The organism is Methylobacterium sp. OAE515, from assembly GCF_041806315.1.
GTDB classification, from domain to species: domain Bacteria; phylum Pseudomonadota; class Alphaproteobacteria; order Rhizobiales; family Beijerinckiaceae; genus Methylobacterium; species Methylobacterium tardum.
Genome location: NZ_JBGMUV010000001.1, coordinates 3,339,821 through 3,355,748, shown reverse-complemented (window position 1 = coordinate 3,355,748; position 15,928 = coordinate 3,339,821). Strand labels below are relative to the sequence as shown.

The window sequence follows — 15,928 nt, the reverse complement described above, 5'->3', positions numbered from 1 at the left end:
AGCGCTTCAAGACGGGACGAGTGCGATGCGGCGGGTGGTGGTCACGGGTCTGGGTATGGTCACGCCGCTGGGTAGCGGGGTCGAGCACACCTGGAGCCGGCTGATCGCGGGCGACAGCGGCGCCGGCCCGATCCGCGGCTTCGAATCTGCCGACCTGCCCTGCCGGATCGCCGCGCAGGTCCCGTTCGGCGACGGCGCCGACGGCACCTTCAACCCCGACGCGGTGATGGAGCCCAAGGAGCAGCGCAAGGTCGATCCGTTCATTGTCTACGCGATGGCGGCGGCCGATGAGGCCCTGAAGGATTCCGGCTGGCTTCCTAAGAGCCACGAGGACCAGTGCGCCACCGGCGTGCTGATCGGCTCTGGCATCGGCGGCATCGGCGGCATCTACGACGCCTCCGTGACCCTGCACGAGAAGGGCCCGCGCCGGATCTCGCCGTTCTTCATCCCGGGCCGGATCATCAACCTCGCCTCCGGCCAGGTCTCGATCGCGTACGGCCTGAAGGGTCCGAACAACGCCGTGGTCACGGCCTGCTCCACCGGCGCCCACGCCATCGGTGACGCAAGCCGCCTGATTGCGCTGGGCGATGCTGACGTGATGGTGGCGGGCGGGGCCGAATCACCGGTCAATCGCCTGTCGATCGCCGGCTTCTCGGCTTGCCGAGCGCTGACCACCGGCTTCAACGACACGCCCGAGAAGGCGTCCCGCCCCTACGACCGCGACCGCGACGGCTTCCTCATGGGCGAGGGCGCCGGCATCGTGGTGCTCGAGGAATACGAGCACGCCAAGGCGCGCGGCGCGAAGATCTACGCCGAGGTGGTCGGCTACGGCCTCTCGGGCGACGCCTACCACATCACCTCCCCCTCCCCGGACGGCGATGGCGCTTTCCGCTGCATGAGCGCGGCGGTGAAGCGCGCCGGCATCTCGCCCGCCGAGATCGGCTACATCAACGCCCACGGGACCTCGACGCCCATGGGCGACGAACTGGAGCTGAAGGCCGTGGAGCGCCTCCTGGGCGATGCCGCCGCGAACGCCACCATGTCGTCGACCAAGAGCTCGGTCGGCCATCTGCTGGGCGCCGCCGGCTCGGTCGAGGCGATCTTCTCCATCCTCGTCCTGCGCGACAACGTCATCCCGCCGACGCTCAACCTCGACAATCCCTCGGTCGAGACCAGGATCGATCTGGTGCCGTTCGAGGCGAAGCGGAAGCAGGTCGATGTCGTGCTTTCGAACTCGTTCGGGTTTGGCGGGACGAATGCTTCGCTGGTGATGCGGCGGGTCGCGTAAAAACAAGCGTTCTTTGGAAGTCTAATCTTTGAAGGACTCGCAACGGCATCGGACGACTACCTTCTGATCCTTCATGGAGCGTGGAAGGAAGCTGCGCACGTCAGGTCCGTTTCCTTCTGGCCCGCATGCGCAGGCCGTGAGATCGCGTTGCTTCACAAGCGAAAATTCCGAAATAAGTCGGGGAGCGCAGGGGACCACGATATCCCACGCGCACCCTCATGCTGAGATGCTGTGAAGCGCCCTGAAGGTAAGCTTCAGAACCCCCTGTTATCCCTGAGGTCTCGTTCACACGAAGTGTGGTGTTGTTGAGATCGCAGGATGAGGTGAGTCTTCTTCCAAGATAAGAACAGTACTCGCCTGTCCTTTACCACCCCCGCCGCTCATCTGCCCCAGGCACCCGCCCTTGGGGCGTGAGCGTGTGCACCACCTCCGGCAGCGCCTGAGCCAGCTGCGACAGCAGCGTCTCGCGGTCCATCCCGGTCTGTTGCTGGAGGGTGTCCACCGTGTCGGGGCCGAGCGCCCGGGCTAGCTGGTCCGGGGCCACCGGGCGGTTGGCGCCATGGCCGATCCAGGACTCGATCACGTCGCCGAGGCCGCCCTGGCGGAACCGGTCCACCAGCCCGTCGAGGCCGCCGAGATCCCCCTGCCCCTCCGGGGCGGCGCGGCTCGGGGCCGGAGCGTCGCCGGGGCCGTCGAGCATGCCCGAGAGGTCCGAGAAGTCGCCGGGCGGCAGGGACGGGTCGACGGTCCCGCCCGGGCCGCTGTCGCGGCGGCCGCCATACTGGTCCCAGCCGCCGCTATCGCCGCCCTCCTCCGGGGAGCGGCGCCCGCCGGCATCGGCGGGGTCGTGGCCGGGATCGCGCCCGTAGGGTCCGGCGCCGCCGGAGCGATCGGCCTCGGGGCCGGGCTCGCCCTGCCGGCCGCGGCCGAAGATGTCGCCGAAGCCGCCGCTCGCGCCCTTTGCGAGGAGCAGCATCAGCAGGGCCTTCACCAGGGGCGACATCCCGGCGGGGCCCTGCCTCTGCCCGCCGAAGACCTGACCGAGCACGCCGCCGATCGCCGATTCGAGCAGTCCCATCTGCGTCTCCCCCGGGCCTCATCACCGGCCCGGGCGGACAACCCCCGGAGGCGGGTGCGGGTTGCTTCGGTCGCCGCAGCGAAGGGATCGCTCAACCCGCGTCCGCGCGGGGACCCGGCCGACATCGCGTCCGCCGCGTCCTCCCGGGGCCGCGCAGCGGCGCCCGGGATCCAGACCCGCCGAGGCGCCAGGCCCTGGCATCGACGGCGGCTCTGGGTTGCCCGCCTCCGGCGTGCCCCTCCGGATCCGGGCTCGCCTGCGGCGCCCCGGAACGACGGAGCGGGGGCGATCGGGGATGCGTCGGCTTCCCTCCGAAGAGTCCGCCGCCTCAGCGGGCGGCCGGTGCGGAGAGGGCCGCCTGCGTGGTGCCGTGCGAGGTGGTCGCGTCTGCGGGTTCGACCAGCGGCACCGTGGCGGCGGAGAGCGCCAGGGCGGCGAGGAACAGGCCGGTTGCGGCGGCGCCGGCGCGGGGACGCGGCAGGCGAACGGCGTAGCGGCGCTTTGTCGGGTTCAGACTCCGATCGGATCGGGACATGGCAGGTCTCGTCTGGTTCGGGGTGGGCGTCATGCGCCCGTCATGCCGAAGCAACGCCCACGGGGGGCGCGTCGGTTCCCAGCGCGCCGCAGCCGGTGCGGCGGCGATCAGCCCCTGGCGGCGAGGCGCCGCGCCAAGGCCCCGAGGGCACAGCCGGCGAGATATGGCGACAGGATCAGGGCAGCGCCCTCCAGCCAGAGGCCGGCCAGGCCGGGCACGAACCCGGCCAGCGCCGCAGCCGCCACGAGCCCCGCCAGGACCCAGAGGCCGAGGGGCACGGCGTACCAGTCCGGCCAGCCCGCCAGTGCCCCGACCACGAGGCCGAGCGCGGCCGCCCCGGCGAGCCCGGGCCAGAATGCGGCAAGCAGCAGCGTCACGGCCGTCCGGCCTCCCTGGGCGCGCGGAACTCTCGCGCAGATGGGCGCCCCCCGGCGGGCGCGCGTGCGGCGGATCGGACGGCGCTCACGGCAGCAGCGCGAAGGCGACGGGTCCGGCCGGCCCGTCCGGCCCGACGCTCACCTGCTCGGGCCGTGCCCCGGCCTGCAGCAGATACTCGATCACGGCCTGCGCCCGCAGCCGCGGCAGATCCGGCGGCGGCTCGTCGGCGGTCTCGGCGGGCTTCTTCGCAGCCGGCTTGCCGGGCTTGGCCGCCTCTTTCCCGGCCGGACCCTTGGTGGTCTTGCCGGAATCCTTGCCGGAATCCTTGGCCGCATCCCTGGTCTTGTCCTTGGCCGTATCCTGGGACGTCGGCTTGGCGGCCGAATCCGGCTTGGCGGTCAGGTCCGGCTTGGCGGAACTGGCGACGCGGGCCGGCGCGACGGCGTCCGGACGCGCCTCGTCCCCGGGGGCCGGGGCCGGCGCTTTGGGCTTGGCCGGGTCGCCGGTGCCTGAGACCGTGATGCGCAACGCCGGGCACGCCTTGGCGACGGCCGCCAGCGCATCGAGCGTCGGATAGAAGGACGGGGCCAGCACGGGGCTGCCCGCCGGGAAGCGGAGATCGGCCCCCGCCACGGCGGCGGCGAAGTCCGCGCGGCAGGTCTCGGGATCGCGCCGCTCCTGCGCCTGGCGGGCGGACACCGCCGCCTGCCCGGTCCAGCCGGGTGGCAGCGCCTCGGCCAGCCGCCCGGGCGCGCGGCTGGCGGTCTCGCGGTAGAGGCTCTCGCCGGTGAGCGTCAGAGCGCGGTCCGAGACGGCGATCTCGCCGGAGGCCAGGCTCGTCACCAGGGGGGCGGCGGCGGCCAAAGCCGCGCCGAGGTCGGGCGGGGCGCCCTCGGCGAGGCGCGTACGGTCAACGACCGGCTCCCGGAACAGGCGCGGCCGCAGGGCATCGAGCACCCGCTCGCGCGTGGCCGTATCGGGCAGGTGGCCGGTGAGCGTGACCGAATCCGCCGTCCGCCGGATCACCACCCGGTAAGGCGAGAGCGGCCGCGCCGTCAGCGAGACCGTGCCGGCCCTGATGCCGGCCGGGCGGGCGTCGCGCATCAGCGCCTCCGCGTCGGGGATCGCCTGCCCGTCGATGGCATCGCCCGTGACCGAGATCGCCCCGTCCGCGAAGGCGACGCGGCCGGACTGGATCAGGTCGGCGAGGCGGAATGCGAAGGCGATCAGGCCTTTCGGGTCGATCGCCGGGTCGAGGCCCCGGGCGGCCAGCAGGTGATCGTCGACGGTTCCGCCCGCCGCGGCCTCAGTGGCGGCACGCAGCGCAGCCTCGCGGTCCGACGCGGTCGGCGCGAACCCGTCGAGCGCGATGCCGCGGGCCGTCTTCTCCACGACGAAGCGGTAATCCGGCACCACCGGCGGCACGATCTCGATCCGCCCGATGCTGAATCCCGCCGGCGGGTCGGACAGGGACGCCCGCAGCGCCTCGTAGGCCGGCATGTCCAGGGCCTCCCCCGAGAGGCTGAGCACGGTGTCGCTGAGCGCCGCCCGGCCGCCCTTCGCGAGCCCGGAGAGCCGCGCCGCCAGGAACGCCGCCGCGCTCGGGAAATCCGGCGGGGCGCCGCGGGCCGCCCGGGCCGTGTCGTCGAGGGTGGTGCCGGGGTTCAGCACGCCGGAGATCCGCGCCTCCAGCGACCGCCGGCCGATCTCCACCGGGCGGCTGCCTTCCAGAGCGATCCGGTTCGGCTCGCTGCGGATCGCCGCCCACTGGAACGGCGCGGCAGTCTCGACGATCCCGACCTCGGAGACGATCCGGTGAGGCCCGTCGAGAGCGGCGAGGCGGGACAGCACGGTCTCGCGCTCGCCGACATCCGGCGCCTCCCCGGCCGCCAGGAGATCGCGGCCCCTCGTCTCCAGGCGGAGCCAGGGCTCGCCCGTGGCGGTGGCCGTGCCGGCCGCGACCGTCGCACCTTCGGCCTCGAGCCGGTCGGCGATCTGCGGGGCGGCGTAGAGCGTCGCGCTTACCCAGATCAGCGCGAGCGCCGGCAGGCCGGCGAGCCAGCCGGCGCGGCGCAAGCCTGGGGCGAAGGATTCGGGCAACGGCACGATCGCAGGTTCGGGCGGATCCGCTTGGGAGACGACACCGCCTTTCCGGCAGCATGAAGGCCGTTCGCGTCCGTCCCGGACATCGCGGGCGCGCCTCCACGGAGCCGGCCCGCGTCGGCGCGCCGCCGGAACCCCCTTGGAATCGGTGCCGTTGGCCTCCCAATGCCTCCTGCGGAGATCGTCATGCGGGCCATCCTCGCCACCGTCCTGCTGCTGCCATCCGCTCTTCCCGCGGAGGCCCAGAGCCTGTCGGCCACCGCGACCGTGCCCAATTCGGCCGCGCTGGAGCCGACCACGGCGATCGCCAATCCCGGGCAGCTCAGCCTCGGCGGCGGCACCACCACGAGTCCTTTCCCGGTCCTGTCGGCGCAGTCCGGGGGCTTGGTGAATGCCGGCCAGCTCAGCTTCGGCGGCGGCGGGGCCGGCGGCAGCATCCGAGCGCCCGGCGGCACGGGCCTGGGCGGCAGCCAACTCGGCCTCTCGGGATCCGGAAGCACCGGAGGGGCCGGCATCGCCGGATCGACGCTCGGCGTGCTCGGGACCAGCGCCACGATCGGCGCCACCGGGACGCGGAGCGGCTTCAGCACCTCATCGAGCGCAGCCTTGGGCTCGATCTCGGGCAGCGCCCTGTCGTCCACCTCCGGCACGATCGGTCTGGGTGGCGGATCAGCCATCGCCACGAGCCTGAACACCAACGCCAACGCGGCCTCGACGGTGGCCTCGTCGTTCGGGACATCCGGATTCGGGAACGGGTCTGGGATCGCCGCGAGCCTCAGCACGACCGCAACCTCCGCGTCGGCGCCCGGTTCCGGAGCGACCGCGAGCAGCACGGCCACCGGCGCCGCCCTCGGTTCCACCACAGGCCCGACCTTCGGAACCTCCGGCGTCGGCGGCGGGACGGGCCTCGCCGCGAGCCTCAGCACTGGTGCGGCAGCGTCGCCCGCCGCGACGGCGACTGGCGGGGGTGGTTCGGGCGGCGCCGGGATCGCCGCGGGATCGGGCGTGACGGCAGCCCGGGATCTCGTCCCGCCGACCGCTGCGGCCCGGGCGGGCGGCGGGGCGGGCGGCGCGGGCATCGGCGGCGGCGCGGCCGCCGCCCCGGGCCGGACCAGCGACATCTGCAGCGGTCCCCTGGCGGAAGCCTGCCTCGGCGGGGCCGGCACGTTCTGATCGGGGGCGCTGCGCGGAACCGCGGCTCTGCCGCCGCGGTTCATTCTGCTCCGGCACCTCGGCCGGACAGGAGGCAGAGATGAACGTCATTCTGGGCCGCGTGTCTCTCGCGGCCGCTCTCGTTCTGGGTGTCTCAAGTGCGACCCTGGCGCGCGAGGCTGGTCCCAAGGCCCACGGCGCAGGGCATGCGTCGGGTCTTCACGGGATCGGTTTCGCTGAGCCGAAGTTCCGGTCCGCCCTGCGCACCGGCAAGGATCAACCCTACACGTGGCCGGTGAGCGACCGCTACCGTCCGGTGTCGCAGCCCTTCTACGGCCGGGCCTACTGAGGCCTCTCCATCGCAGGGGCCGGCACGGGTGCGCCGGCCTCGCTCCAGCGTCTGAGCCAGGAGAGTGCGTGATGCGTCCGCTGAGCCGGCTCCTCCTCGCGACCTTCGTCCTCGCGCCCGCGGCAGCCCGGGCCGGCGAATTCGCGCAGAGTCCCCCCGCCCCGGGTATGGCGCTGACGTTGCCGGATCCCGGCATGGCCAGCGGCACCCCTGCGCCTGCCCCGCCCCCCGCGCTTGGGGCGCCACCGCCGGTCGCGGCCCAGGCCGACTTCACCGGCGGCCGGCGGCGGCTCCGGGCTCTCGGCAGCGGCTTCCCGTCCATCGACGGCCAACTTCCGAACCAACGCACAGGGCCGCGGCGCGAGCACGTGGTCCACGACATCTGCATCGGCTGCTGAGTGGGGCGCCGGCCTCCACGATTCCTCAGTATGCTTTATTGCAGCGCGCGCGAGAGCGTGTTCGCGCGGATCCAGCGAGGCGAGAGGATGTCGCCCGCCTCCGTGATGATCCAGGGCTGCGCGTCCTCGGACTCGATGGCCCGGGCTGCGGCGGCCAAGGCTTCGCGTAAGGTCGCGAACGGGCGCCCCTCCGCGGAATGGCCAGGGGCGCGCTTCGGCCAGACGGTCAGCTCGGCGCGCTTGTCGAGATCGGCGGGCGTCATGCTCTCGCTCCGGAGGTTTCGTCGGTTGAGGGGCTCTAACGCGCCCGTGTGACGCGGATCTGGCGACGGTGTTGCCGATTCGTGTCAGGCGCTGCGCGAGATGCCGACGGCCGAGTTTTGGACGGCAAAGGCTCCACTTGGGTCGTGTTCGAAAATTTAATGTGGCCACGCCTCAATTTTACTTTGAGAGTTCATGAGCGGAAGTTTATTTCATTTGCACTGAATGCATGACGCGATCAGTGTTGCCGTTGAGGAAGCACCTGTGCATCGACCTCGAACACTGCATTACCCTGCCGATTTGGCGCTATGTTGCATTGCGTCATTGTCATGACGCGCCGCACAAATCCGTGCTCTCATGCGGTCTCCCATCGCAGCCCGTGATGGGAGCCGCGATCGAAACGGAGACGCACCATGCGCACGATCCTCATCCTCGCGTCGGCCGCGCTCACCTCGGCCGCCGTCCTCACAGTTCCTGCCAAGGCCGAAGAGCTCCTGCACCTGACGCCGCCGCTCTATCGGGAGCAGGCCCGGGCCACGCAGCAGGCGCATCCGGCCGGCGACCTGAAGACCACACCGCAGCCCGTGGCGGTGCCGGTGAATGGCGGCAGCCGGACCGTGTCGATGGTTGACCGGCCGATGGTTCAGGCCTCCGCTGAGGCTTTGCGCTGACGGCCCCTGCGGGACCGTTCTGACGGTCCCGCATCGAAGCGGTCGGCATCGTCCGCGTGGCGCGCCGGACTTCGTGCCACCGGCGGTTAGACGATGTGCAAGTCCTGTGCGGCCGCCGCTGGTGACACGCCCCGTCGGATCAGCCGCCGCGTCCGCGCCTGCTGATCCAACTCGGCTTTCAACCCGGTCCCGGCCGCCCGGTACAGGTCCAAGTACAGATCCCACCACGCATATTGGGCCGCCGTCACGAGCAGGACAGCAATTTCGGCCTGTCGCAAGCCCAGCCGCAGGCTCTCGTCCGCCAAGCGGCCCACCTCCCCGTAGATCATCCGCGTCCCCGCTTCGATCCGGCCGGCGGCACCCAGGTGCGACGCCGGCCATCCTGTCCCGATGCGCTCAGTGCGCGGCCTGCTGCGCCTCGTTCGCCGCCTGCTGAGCTGCATCCTGGCCCTGCTCGACGGCCTTACGGGCCTCGTCGGCCCCCTGTTGCACCGCCGCCCGGGCGCGCTCCGCACCCTGCTGGAACGCGCCCTGTGCGAGGCCGCCCAGCTCCTTGGCCTGCGCCTGCATGGCGGCGAACCGCTCGCGCACGTACTCGGCCTGAATCTGTGCCGCTTCGGGGAGCGAGCGCGCGGCCGCGAGCTTCTGCCCGAGATCCAGCGCGGCGCGGACGTTCTGCTCGGCGTAGTCCAGGCCGCGGGCATAGATGTCCTGCGTGCTGGTGCGGGCGAGATCTGCCGAGCCCTGCAGGGTGTCGGTCGTCCGCCGTGCGGTTCCGATGAAGCTTTCGAACGCTTTCCGAGCCTGTTCAAGGCTGGTCTCGGCCATATCGCGCAGCTGCGGTGGGACCTCGTAGCTTGGGGTGTTCGCCATGATTGGTCTCCTCTAGGCCGCCTTGCAGGCGCGGCCGGCTTGTTTGTGCGCCGCACAAGCTGCCGCGTCCAGGCACGATCGAGTCGGATCAAATCTCGGTCTCGCGGCGCACCACGGCGTCCTCACCGCTGCCCTTCTGCGACAGGCCGACATCCGGATCCTCGTCGGTGATCGGCACCGGCTTGTGCTCGGCATCCGGAGCGGTAGCAGCGGGTTCGTCCGGTCCCGGACCTTGCTGTCCGGCACCGGAACCTGGTGACGCTGCCGGGTGCGCGGTCGTCATCCGAAACCTCCCTGCCCCATCAACGCGGGGGTGGCTCTCAGGCTCCCGGCTGGTCGATTCCGCAGGAGCCGGATCGCCGCCGCGGCGCTATATGGGGTCGGGAGAGCGAGGAGAGTGTTGTGTTCACCGTCAAGGGGATCGATCCGTCCGGGCGCGTCATGACCTTCGCCTGCGGAACCGATGAGCAGGCGATGGAGAAGACCTGGGAACTCGCGCGGCGCGGCTTCCGCGAGATCACGGTTGCCGATCCGAAGGGCAAGGAGATGTCCGCTGCCGCCTTCGAGCGATCCCTGAACATCGATTGGGATTGAGGACCGAGCCCCTACCGATTCCCCAGGGCTGGCCCGCCGGCCGTGCCGCCCGTGCCCGGAGGACCGCTTGTCGGGGTGCCGCCGATCGTCGCCCCCGGCGTGGTGCCCGGTACGGTGGCGTTGCCCTGCGCAGCCGCCGCGCCGTTGCGCGGTTCGCCCGCACGGTCCGAGCCCACCGACCCGGCCGGGACCCCGCCGGTCGTGGCCGGGGCCTGCACGCCGGTATTGCCGGCGCCGCCGGTCGTCACCTGTGCCCGTGTGGGAGCGGCCACGAGGACGGCCAAGGCCGCGGTGAGCAGAAGAGTCGTCAGCTTCATCAATTGATCCGTCGTGCGTGGTGCGACGCCAACGGCTGCCGGGCGGGGAAGTTCAGCCCCCAGGCACGAGCCCACGCACGAAACCCTCCGAGTTCCTCCCGGAACACAGGGGCTTTCAGTGCAGCTCGTAGCAATTCGTGACCACGCGCGGGCTGCGCGTCACGTCGTACAGGATCGAGCACTGGACGAGATACGGCCTGTCTTTCCTGCGAAACAGAATCAGGGAGGAGCGATTGTCCAGGGTCCCGGCATAGCCCGCGATCTCCCAGCCGTCCGCTGTGAGCCGCTCAATGCTGAGCGGGGGCTCCGCAGCGTGCGCCGTAGAGATCCAGCCGAGACAGGCGAGGAAGCCCGCAGACCATCGCATCCCCGCAGCTTAGTCCCGCTGCCGCCCCGCATACAACCGGGGCTTCACCATGTGGACGGGGCGCCTCAGAGCCCCGGCACCTCGTCGATCTCAGGCGCCGGCTCGTCGCGCGGCGCCGGAGGCTCCTCGGGCGCGGGCGGGAGTCGCGGCGGCGGCATGTCGCCGGTATTGGGCGGCATCGGCAGGCCGTGCGGCAGATCGGGCTCGGGCAACTCGCCTGGGTTCGGAGCTTTCGGATCCGGCATGAGGCGTCCCCGGCATATCCCTCGTGTGAACGATCGGGAGGCGCGAAGGTGCCCGAATTCTCGCGAAGGGCCGGACTGCCGCTGCGTTCAGGCCGGCTGCAGGGCTTCCCGGGCGGCCGGCCGGCCTGGATGCAGGGACGACACGCCGTTGGCGGTCGCGCCGATCTCCTCCGCTTTCCGCCAGACGGCGCTGCACACGAGGATCTCGTTGCTCGCGTCGAGGCTCAGCACGAAGCTGTCCGGGACGATCTCGGCCTCGGGGAGCGCCACGCGCACGCCTCCGAGAGACCGGTCGTAGACGATGCAGGGCAGGCTTCGATGCTCGTCCACCGAGATGCTGCCGGTCTCATTCAGCAACGTGCGCGAAGCGCTGCGTCGTTCGAACATTGCCGCCTCTTGAAATTCCAGGCGGCAGGATCGGCTACCCGCGTTCAGGCAGGGTTTTCAAAATGCGTTGGATTTTCGCTATCGCGATCGTGCTGTGAATTATGAGTTCTATTCTCGCATTCTGGGGATATTCAGCGGGCAAATACAGATCGCACGTCGCCGCCCGCCGGGCGAGAGACCCGGCGGCCTGCAGGATGCGTATCCGTCCGCTCCAGGCGACCGCGGCCTCCCTATCCGGTGATCACTTCGACAAGGGTGGTCAGAAAGCCGAGGGCGACAGCGCCGATCCCGCTCATGAACGCGACATCCCAGCCGGCGAAGTCCTTCGACCGGGGCGCACGCAGGAAGGCGAAGAGCGTGACGGCAGCCCCGCACACGACGAGGGCAATGGCGAGATAGATGGACCGAGACATGACGCTTCCTCCTGCGCCGGTCTCGCGGCCCTTCAGGGCTCTTGTGCGGACGTGTGCAACCGGCGTGATGTGTTTAAGCTCATCCGTTGTCGAAAGATGACAGACGAGCAAGCGGTGAACAAGTCGCTATTCTGTTCTGCACTGCGGAACGACATGTCTATGCGCCGCTGAGATCTGACCTGGGCGCGGAGCTCTTGCCAATTCGTGCGCCAGGGCTGTTCTTTTGAAGGGGCGTGCGCGGCCGTCGCGGTCAATCGGCGAAGATACGGACGCCGTCGATGTTCAGGATGTCGCGCTGGTCGGCGCACCACTGCTCCGCGCCAACCGTGGCGATCTCGCTCGCAGCGCGCTGTCTCTTCTCGACGATGATGGCCTGCGCCTTGTGGCAGCCGATCGCCGCGTCGAGCGCGCGGCGGACGGTCCGGGACAACCCTTTGGAAACCGCGTCATTCACCGTGTAGAGCTTGCGGCTGTCCAGCGCGATGCCGGCCTGTGCCCCGACGATCCGCACCAGCCGTCGATCGCGTTTCCGTGCGCTGCTCGGCTGCTTCCTCGGCCGCCTGGTCACGTGGCAGCGGCCAGCAGAGCGGGGCGTAGAACGCCTCTCATCTCGGGCATTTCCCTTGCCGGCCCGAAAGCGGACCGGCCCACGGGAACGCCGTAGCCTCTGTGCGGTGCCCGGAGGGCCGTGAGGTTCAGTCAGGCCCGGTCGTTCACTTCCGCGCGGCCATGAGATCGTGGGTCAGGACCGTCAATTTGCCGATGAGACTGCTGATGTCGGAGCTCTTGCACGACCACTGCGTGCCGATCGCCTCGCCCTCCGCCGAGACGGAAACCACCGCCACCGAGCGCAGACGGCCTTCGCGGGCTAGCGCCAGCTGATCCTGCAGCACGGCGATGATCGATGCCGTATCCTCGTCGGCCACGGCGGGCGTGATATGCGCCGGGAACGGCACCACCGTGCTCGTCATCGTCTGCTCTCGCTTCATGGTCCGGAATCCCTCGGTTTTCGTCCTCGGGCTCCGACGTGCGCAGCAGCTTTGTGCAGAGTAAGGCAGCTTGTCCGTGTCGCGCGATGTCGTGGACAAGTGTGGCGGCGCGGCAACGATGGCAGGCGCGTTAAAGACCTGATCATCGGTGGGGCCGCCGCCGCGGCATGCGCCGACGCGTATTTCGGATGCGGTCCACCGGCGCATCATCGGCCGGGCACCCCGTCGCAGCGCCGCGCGGGTCGGTGCTGTGACGGGGTGCCCCGGAGACGGATGGCCCTCAGGCGGCCTTGCGGCCCTTGCGCTCGCGCTCGGCCATGGCGCCGGGCTGTCCGAGGCCGATCGCCTTGGCCAGGGCAGAGCGCTGCTCGGCGTAGCTCGGGGCGACCATCGGGTAGTCGGCCGGCAGGCCGTAGCGATCGCGGTAGCTGCGCGGGTCGAGACCGTGGCTGGTCAGGTGACGCTTGAGCGTCTTGTAGGTCTTGCCGTCGATGAAGCTGACGATCCCGTCGGGGCGGACCGACTTGCGGATCTGGGCGGCGCTCGGCTTCTCGATATCGGCCTGCACGGCCGCGCCGGTGTCGGCGGTCAGCGTGCCGAAGACGAGGCCGGCGATCGCGCCGTGCACGCGCGTGATCAGGGCCGGCAGCTCGGCAACCGGCACCGGATTGTTCGATACATAGGCGGCCACGATATCGCCGGCCAGCTCGATGAAGTTGGTATCGGGCCCGATGGTTTCTTCTGTCACTTCAAGATTCCTAGTGTGCCCCTCACGGGCGATTTGCTACTTTTGATGGATGAATGCAAGTTACAAAACCGTTTTGCGGGCAGCATTTCGCGCATGATTGGCATGCCTGGCGCGACCGGTGGGCGGGTATTTTTGGCAATCGATGCCGAGACCTTGTGCACCCGCATGCGGATCTGTGTCGGGATCACGATATTTTTCACGGTGCGGGGCCGGGAGACTTCAGCACCTAGAGTCACCGATCCTGCCGCGCGGATACGCTGAAGTCTGTCCCCTGCCAGAATGTGCGGTCCGGTTGACGCTCGTGCGGTGACGCAGAGGCCGAGTCGTGGCATGGCCCAGCCATGCTCCTGCTCGCGCTGCTCCTCGCCCTCGTGGCCGTCCTCGTGGCGATGATCATCCTCCGCCGATGGACCGGCCGTCTGGCCTCACTGGCCACGCTGATCGCGGGGGCGATCATGGCCCTGTGGCTGGCCGAGGTTGGCCTGCTTCCCGGGTCGAAGGGGCCGCTCACCGAGACCCGGCCACTCGTTCCCGGGCTCGACCGGTAACGGTTCGGTAAACGTGTCGGCGCGAGCATGCCGCATGCCCACGCTCTCCGCCCCGCGCCTGCTCACCTTTCTGGTATCGATCGTCCTGATCGGCCTCGCCGTCGCCAGCCTCTACACCCGAATCCCCATGGTTGGACGTACGGTGGTCGCGCACCGGCAATGGTTCTTCATCGGCGCCTACGTCCTGCTGGCGCTCGGGGTTACCACCCGCAGCCTGTGACCGACGGCGCTCCCGTCTGGTCGGAGCCGCCGACCGCCCGGAGGAGATCGGCATGACCCTGAAGACCAGCTTCGTGGTGCAACCGGTCGAGATGCACCCGAACCGCCTGCGGCCCGCCCGTCAGGAGCTTGCCCAGAGCGAGTTCGGTGCTCTCAAGAAGGCCGAGGCGCTCGCCGCGCGCCTGCCGGGCGCGGCGGCGCTGAAGGTCGTTGCCGCTGACGAGACCGGTGAACTCGAAGGCGTGACGATCCTCGGCCAGTTCGGCAACATCCCGGACGATTTCGCCGAGACGCTTCAAGGCGGTTGACAGGCCCTCCGCTTCCTCATGCGACATCAATGACGCCCGGTTGCCGCCCTCCGGAAACTACGTAGAAACAACCTAGACTGATTCTTGCGGGCACAAGAGCTCGCCGAGCCGAAGCCCGTGCCCCGCTACTTCATCGATCTTCACGACGGCGCCAACTTCGTGCGCGACCATAAAGGATTCGACCTTCCGGACCTCGCTGCGGCGCGGGTGCAGGCGGTCCGGATGATGACGCGCCTGGCGCAGGGCTTGGCGGATCCCCAAGAGCGTCAGGATTACGTCATCGCCGTGCGCGACCATCAGGGCGCAATCCGCCTGCGCCTTCGCCTCTCCTACGACGTCGAGCCGGGCTGAGAGCGTCGCCGACATCAAGTCGGGCAGGCCGGCGGGATAGCGCGACGCGCATCCGCGTTGACGCTGCGCCGGCGCGGGCGCACGGCTGAGGAGATCGGATGCGACGTTCACCCACTGCGCTCAAGCCACTTGCGGCGGCGCTCGTGCTCCTCTGTGCCGTAGACCGGGTGGCGACGGCCCAGACCACCGCGGCGCCGCAGGTCGGCTCGGCGACGGCAACCGCCGACAACGCCGTTCTGCTGACGGTCTTCCTGCGTCACGACCAGTCGCGCCCGCTGGCCGAGCTGAATGAGCAGCTCGCCAAGCAGGGCTTCTACAAGGCCTTCCCGCCGCCGGGGATCGAGGTCGTCTCGTGGAACGTCGTCATGGGGATCGGGCAGATCATCACGCTGCGGTTGCCCGCCACGCGGCTCCGGGAGATCAACCGCGTCCTTGAGGATACCGCCTGGGGTGCGTACCGGACGGAGTTCTATCCCACCTACGATTACAAGGCTGTCGGTCTCGGGGAGCACGAGAAGGCGCGCTGAGCCGGCGCCGCCCGTCTCGTCGGATCTCGGCGTCAGCGCTGGCCGCTGTCGCTGTTGCGCTGCGTGCAGCGCCACCCGGCGAGGCAGTTCGGCACGTCCGCGGACGGCTCGAAGGCCGGCGCGCCGGTCTCGTCCTGCTGGCACGCGCCGGAATCCAAGTGGACGGTCTCGTAGGCCGTCTCGCTCCGCGCCAGCATGACGGTCCGATCGTGGGCGACGCGAGCCTTCAGCGCCGCGCAGGTGAGGTTGCGCGTATAGACCCGCTCCTGCGCGGCGGCGCCGGTGGCGACGACGGCCAGAGCGAGAACGGCAGCGAGACGGATCATGTAGACCTCCGGGCGTGTTCGGGCGCGGCTCGCGTGGCGGTATCGCGCCAGCCTTGCATCCTCAACCACCCGTAGCGCCGCGCCCCGCAGGGTTCAGCCTGCAGGGTGTCTCGGTGTCGATGCGGACCCGGGAGCGAAGCGCGCAGGCCTCCGGTCAGGCGAAATGCGCCGGCAGCGACAGGCTCTGCGCGTACAGGGTCAGGGCCATGGCGCCGCCCATCAGGGTAGCGGCCAGGGCGACGCGGTTTGTCCAGTTCATCGTTCGTCTCCACTCACTACGTCTCTGTTTTCGCGGTGTGGAGATGACATAAGCTCAAGCATTCGGGCCGGGTGTGCTCCGTGACACACCCGACAGATCAAGCCGGTGCCGCGGCGCCCGCAAAGGAACCGAGAACCGCCGCGTCGGCCCGCTCGGCCAGGGCCTTCGCCCGCGTCGCGTGCAGGGGCGCGCAGGCGATGCCGATGGCGGCCGCGCGCGCCAGCTCCTTCAAGGTCTTGCGCGC

At 70.2% G+C, this 15,928-nt stretch carries 28 protein-coding genes; 11 read left to right on the top strand and 17 right to left on the bottom strand.

All coding sequences use genetic code 11. The annotated features are described in order from the left end of the window. Positions 1-25 precede the first annotated feature (25 nt). A complete protein-coding gene (gene fabF / locus ABIE45_RS16505) occupies positions 26-1,288 on the top strand; it encodes a beta-ketoacyl-ACP synthase II (protein ID WP_192710336.1) in 1,263 nt (420 codons plus the stop codon). Positions 1,289-1,652: 364 nt separating this feature from the next. On the opposite strand, the gene ABIE45_RS16500 is transcribed toward fabF, so the two are convergent. From ABIE45_RS16500 to ABIE45_RS16485, 4 genes are all read right to left on the bottom strand, one after another. After that, the gene (locus ABIE45_RS16500; RefSeq protein WP_192710337.1) at positions 1,653-2,366 is read right to left on the bottom strand and encodes a YidB family protein; all 714 of its coding nucleotides are present in this window, start codon (positions 2,364-2,366) and stop codon (positions 1,653-1,655) included. Positions 2,367-2,694: 328 nt separating this feature from the next. Then, positions 2,695-2,901, bottom strand: a complete 207-nt coding sequence (locus ABIE45_RS16495) for a hypothetical protein (RefSeq protein ID WP_192710338.1) — start codon at positions 2,899-2,901, stop codon at positions 2,695-2,697. A 107-nt stretch (positions 2,902-3,008) separates the two neighbouring features. Further along, the gene (locus tag ABIE45_RS16490; protein ID WP_192710339.1) at positions 3,009-3,278 is read right to left on the bottom strand and encodes a hypothetical protein; all 270 of its coding nucleotides are present in this window, start codon (positions 3,276-3,278) and stop codon (positions 3,009-3,011) included. 85 nt (positions 3,279-3,363) lie between these two features. Beyond that, complete coding sequence (locus tag ABIE45_RS16485) at positions 3,364-5,385, bottom strand: hypothetical protein (protein WP_373622390.1); 2,022 nt, start codon at positions 5,383-5,385, stop codon at positions 3,364-3,366. Between the two features lie 183 nt (positions 5,386-5,568). Here ABIE45_RS16485 and ABIE45_RS16480 point away from each other — a divergent pair, with 183 nt between their 5' ends. The 3 genes from ABIE45_RS16480 (at position 5,569) to ABIE45_RS16470 (ending at position 7,281) form a co-directional block, all read left to right on the top strand. Then, the gene (locus ABIE45_RS16480) at positions 5,569-6,555 is read left to right on the top strand and encodes a hypothetical protein (protein ID WP_192710341.1); all 987 of its coding nucleotides are present in this window, start codon (positions 5,569-5,571) and stop codon (positions 6,553-6,555) included. Between the two features lie 79 nt (positions 6,556-6,634). Next, complete coding sequence (locus ABIE45_RS16475; RefSeq protein WP_192710342.1) at positions 6,635-6,883, top strand: hypothetical protein; 249 nt, start codon at positions 6,635-6,637, stop codon at positions 6,881-6,883. A gap of 71 nt (positions 6,884-6,954) precedes the next feature. Further along, entirely contained in the window at positions 6,955-7,281 is a 327-nt protein-coding gene (locus tag ABIE45_RS16470) for a hypothetical protein (RefSeq protein ID WP_192710343.1), read from the top strand. A gap of 35 nt (positions 7,282-7,316) precedes the next feature. On the opposite strand, the gene ABIE45_RS16465 is transcribed toward ABIE45_RS16470, so the two are convergent. After that, positions 7,317-7,544: a hypothetical protein gene (locus ABIE45_RS16465; RefSeq protein ID WP_192710344.1), complete on the bottom strand. Its 228-nt coding sequence runs from the start codon at positions 7,542-7,544 to the stop codon at positions 7,317-7,319. Positions 7,545-7,955: 411 nt separating this feature from the next. On the opposite strand from ABIE45_RS16465, the gene ABIE45_RS16460 reads away from it, so the two are divergent. Next, positions 7,956-8,213, top strand: coding sequence for a hypothetical protein (locus ABIE45_RS16460; RefSeq protein WP_192710345.1), 258 nt, complete (start codon positions 7,956-7,958; stop codon positions 8,211-8,213). 86 nt (positions 8,214-8,299) lie between these two features. On the opposite strand, the gene ABIE45_RS16455 is transcribed toward ABIE45_RS16460, so the two are convergent. Together ABIE45_RS16455 and ABIE45_RS16450 are read right to left on the bottom strand one after the other, a co-directional pair. Beyond that, the gene (locus ABIE45_RS16455; protein WP_192710346.1) at positions 8,300-8,542 is read right to left on the bottom strand and encodes a hypothetical protein; all 243 of its coding nucleotides are present in this window, start codon (positions 8,540-8,542) and stop codon (positions 8,300-8,302) included. A gap of 67 nt (positions 8,543-8,609) precedes the next feature. Next, the gene (locus ABIE45_RS16450) at positions 8,610-9,086 is read right to left on the bottom strand and encodes a phasin (RefSeq protein WP_192710347.1); all 477 of its coding nucleotides are present in this window, start codon (positions 9,084-9,086) and stop codon (positions 8,610-8,612) included. Between the two features lie 255 nt (positions 9,087-9,341). Between ABIE45_RS16450 and ABIE45_RS16445 the strand changes: the two genes are divergently transcribed. Then, positions 9,342-9,680, top strand: coding sequence for a hypothetical protein (locus tag ABIE45_RS16445; protein WP_210331970.1), 339 nt, complete (start codon positions 9,342-9,344; stop codon positions 9,678-9,680). 11 nt (positions 9,681-9,691) lie between these two features. Here ABIE45_RS16445 and ABIE45_RS16440 read toward each other — a convergent pair whose 3' ends face one another. The 8 genes from ABIE45_RS16440 to ABIE45_RS16405 all read right to left on the bottom strand — a co-directional run bounded on the left by ABIE45_RS16440 (position 9,692) and on the right by ABIE45_RS16405 (position 13,146). Then, positions 9,692-9,997, bottom strand: coding sequence for a hypothetical protein (locus tag ABIE45_RS16440; protein WP_192710348.1), 306 nt, complete (start codon positions 9,995-9,997; stop codon positions 9,692-9,694). Between the two features lie 115 nt (positions 9,998-10,112). Beyond that, positions 10,113-10,364, bottom strand: a complete 252-nt coding sequence (locus ABIE45_RS16435; RefSeq protein WP_192710349.1) for a hypothetical protein — start codon at positions 10,362-10,364, stop codon at positions 10,113-10,115. Positions 10,365-10,429: 65 nt separating this feature from the next. Continuing rightward, on the bottom strand, positions 10,430-10,609 hold the full coding sequence (locus tag ABIE45_RS16430) for a hypothetical protein (RefSeq protein WP_192710350.1): 180 nt from the start codon (positions 10,607-10,609) through the stop codon (positions 10,430-10,432). 87 nt (positions 10,610-10,696) lie between these two features. Further along, positions 10,697-10,996 (bottom strand): PilZ domain-containing protein, encoded by a 300-nt coding sequence (locus ABIE45_RS16425; RefSeq protein WP_373622389.1) that lies wholly within the window; start codon positions 10,994-10,996, stop codon positions 10,697-10,699. Between the two features lie 230 nt (positions 10,997-11,226). Continuing rightward, the gene (locus ABIE45_RS16420) at positions 11,227-11,409 is read right to left on the bottom strand and encodes a hypothetical protein (protein WP_192710351.1); all 183 of its coding nucleotides are present in this window, start codon (positions 11,407-11,409) and stop codon (positions 11,227-11,229) included. A 250-nt stretch (positions 11,410-11,659) separates the two neighbouring features. Further along, positions 11,660-11,920, bottom strand: a complete 261-nt coding sequence (locus ABIE45_RS16415; RefSeq protein WP_373622388.1) for a hypothetical protein — start codon at positions 11,918-11,920, stop codon at positions 11,660-11,662. Positions 11,921-12,122: 202 nt separating this feature from the next. Further along, positions 12,123-12,398 (bottom strand): hypothetical protein, encoded by a 276-nt coding sequence (locus ABIE45_RS16410; RefSeq protein WP_192710366.1) that lies wholly within the window; start codon positions 12,396-12,398, stop codon positions 12,123-12,125. Between the two features lie 280 nt (positions 12,399-12,678). Next, on the bottom strand, positions 12,679-13,146 hold the full coding sequence (locus ABIE45_RS16405) for a MucR family transcriptional regulator (RefSeq protein ID WP_192710352.1): 468 nt from the start codon (positions 13,144-13,146) through the stop codon (positions 12,679-12,681). A gap of 341 nt (positions 13,147-13,487) precedes the next feature. Here ABIE45_RS16405 and ABIE45_RS16400 point away from each other — a divergent pair, with 341 nt between their 5' ends. The 5 genes from ABIE45_RS16400 to ABIE45_RS16380 all read left to right on the top strand — a co-directional run bounded on the left by ABIE45_RS16400 (position 13,488) and on the right by ABIE45_RS16380 (position 15,099). Then, on the top strand, positions 13,488-13,694 hold the full coding sequence (locus ABIE45_RS16400) for a hypothetical protein (protein ID WP_192710353.1): 207 nt from the start codon (positions 13,488-13,490) through the stop codon (positions 13,692-13,694). A gap of 34 nt (positions 13,695-13,728) precedes the next feature. Further along, positions 13,729-13,914 (top strand): hypothetical protein, encoded by a 186-nt coding sequence (locus ABIE45_RS16395; protein WP_192710354.1) that lies wholly within the window; start codon positions 13,729-13,731, stop codon positions 13,912-13,914. Positions 13,915-13,966: 52 nt separating this feature from the next. After that, on the top strand, positions 13,967-14,221 hold the full coding sequence (locus ABIE45_RS16390) for a hypothetical protein (protein WP_192710355.1): 255 nt from the start codon (positions 13,967-13,969) through the stop codon (positions 14,219-14,221). A gap of 117 nt (positions 14,222-14,338) precedes the next feature. After that, positions 14,339-14,572 (top strand): hypothetical protein, encoded by a 234-nt coding sequence (locus tag ABIE45_RS16385; RefSeq protein WP_192710367.1) that lies wholly within the window; start codon positions 14,339-14,341, stop codon positions 14,570-14,572. A gap of 98 nt (positions 14,573-14,670) precedes the next feature. Beyond that, positions 14,671-15,099, top strand: a complete 429-nt coding sequence (locus ABIE45_RS16380; RefSeq protein WP_192710356.1) for a hypothetical protein — start codon at positions 14,671-14,673, stop codon at positions 15,097-15,099. 32 nt (positions 15,100-15,131) lie between these two features. On the opposite strand, the gene ABIE45_RS16375 is transcribed toward ABIE45_RS16380, so the two are convergent. Together ABIE45_RS16375 and ABIE45_RS16370 are read right to left on the bottom strand one after the other, a co-directional pair. After that, a complete protein-coding gene (locus ABIE45_RS16375; RefSeq protein ID WP_192710357.1) occupies positions 15,132-15,425 on the bottom strand; it encodes a hypothetical protein in 294 nt (97 codons plus the stop codon). Positions 15,426-15,781: 356 nt separating this feature from the next. Beyond that, on the bottom strand, positions 15,782-15,916 hold the full coding sequence (locus ABIE45_RS16370) for a hypothetical protein (RefSeq protein WP_373622387.1): 135 nt from the start codon (positions 15,914-15,916) through the stop codon (positions 15,782-15,784). Between the last annotated feature and the right edge of the window lie 12 nt (positions 15,917-15,928).

What these genes read in the sequence shown, in the direction of transcription:
- fabF (WP_192710336.1), top strand. Translation starts at nt 26, where the DNA reads ATGCGGCGGGTGGTGGTCACGGGTCTGGGTATGGTCACGCCGCTGGGT.
- ABIE45_RS16500 (WP_192710337.1), bottom strand. Translation starts at nt 2,366, where the DNA reads ATGGGACTGCTCGAATCGGCGATCGGCGGCGTGCTCGGTCAGGTCTTC.
- ABIE45_RS16495 (WP_192710338.1), bottom strand. Translation starts at nt 2,901, where the DNA reads ATGTCCCGATCCGATCGGAGTCTGAACCCGACAAAGCGCCGCTACGCC.
- ABIE45_RS16480 (WP_192710341.1), top strand. Translation starts at nt 5,569, where the DNA reads ATGCGGGCCATCCTCGCCACCGTCCTGCTGCTGCCATCCGCTCTTCCC.
- ABIE45_RS16475 (WP_192710342.1), top strand. Translation starts at nt 6,635, where the DNA reads ATGAACGTCATTCTGGGCCGCGTGTCTCTCGCGGCCGCTCTCGTTCTG.
- ABIE45_RS16470 (WP_192710343.1), top strand. Translation starts at nt 6,955, where the DNA reads ATGCGTCCGCTGAGCCGGCTCCTCCTCGCGACCTTCGTCCTCGCGCCC.
- ABIE45_RS16465 (WP_192710344.1), bottom strand. Translation starts at nt 7,544, where the DNA reads ATGACGCCCGCCGATCTCGACAAGCGCGCCGAGCTGACCGTCTGGCCG.
- ABIE45_RS16460 (WP_192710345.1), top strand. Translation starts at nt 7,956, where the DNA reads ATGCGCACGATCCTCATCCTCGCGTCGGCCGCGCTCACCTCGGCCGCC.
- ABIE45_RS16455 (WP_192710346.1), bottom strand. Translation starts at nt 8,542, where the DNA reads ATGATCTACGGGGAGGTGGGCCGCTTGGCGGACGAGAGCCTGCGGCTG.
- ABIE45_RS16450 (WP_192710347.1), bottom strand. Translation starts at nt 9,086, where the DNA reads ATGGCGAACACCCCAAGCTACGAGGTCCCACCGCAGCTGCGCGATATG.
- ABIE45_RS16440 (WP_192710348.1), bottom strand. Translation starts at nt 9,997, where the DNA reads ATGAAGCTGACGACTCTTCTGCTCACCGCGGCCTTGGCCGTCCTCGTG.
- ABIE45_RS16435 (WP_192710349.1), bottom strand. Translation starts at nt 10,364, where the DNA reads ATGCGATGGTCTGCGGGCTTCCTCGCCTGTCTCGGCTGGATCTCTACG.
- ABIE45_RS16430 (WP_192710350.1), bottom strand. Translation starts at nt 10,609, where the DNA reads ATGCCGGATCCGAAAGCTCCGAACCCAGGCGAGTTGCCCGAGCCCGAT.
- ABIE45_RS16425 (WP_373622389.1), bottom strand. Translation starts at nt 10,996, where the DNA reads ATGTTCGAACGACGCAGCGCTTCGCGCACGTTGCTGAATGAGACCGGC.
- ABIE45_RS16420 (WP_192710351.1), bottom strand. Translation starts at nt 11,409, where the DNA reads ATGTCTCGGTCCATCTATCTCGCCATTGCCCTCGTCGTGTGCGGGGCT.
- ABIE45_RS16410 (WP_192710366.1), bottom strand. Translation starts at nt 12,398, where the DNA reads ATGAAGCGAGAGCAGACGATGACGAGCACGGTGGTGCCGTTCCCGGCG.
- ABIE45_RS16400 (WP_192710353.1), top strand. Translation starts at nt 13,488, where the DNA reads ATGCTCCTGCTCGCGCTGCTCCTCGCCCTCGTGGCCGTCCTCGTGGCG.
- ABIE45_RS16395 (WP_192710354.1), top strand. Translation starts at nt 13,729, where the DNA reads ATGCCCACGCTCTCCGCCCCGCGCCTGCTCACCTTTCTGGTATCGATC.
- ABIE45_RS16390 (WP_192710355.1), top strand. Translation starts at nt 13,967, where the DNA reads ATGACCCTGAAGACCAGCTTCGTGGTGCAACCGGTCGAGATGCACCCG.
- ABIE45_RS16380 (WP_192710356.1), top strand. Translation starts at nt 14,671, where the DNA reads ATGCGACGTTCACCCACTGCGCTCAAGCCACTTGCGGCGGCGCTCGTG.
- ABIE45_RS16375 (WP_192710357.1), bottom strand. Translation starts at nt 15,425, where the DNA reads ATGATCCGTCTCGCTGCCGTTCTCGCTCTGGCCGTCGTCGCCACCGGC.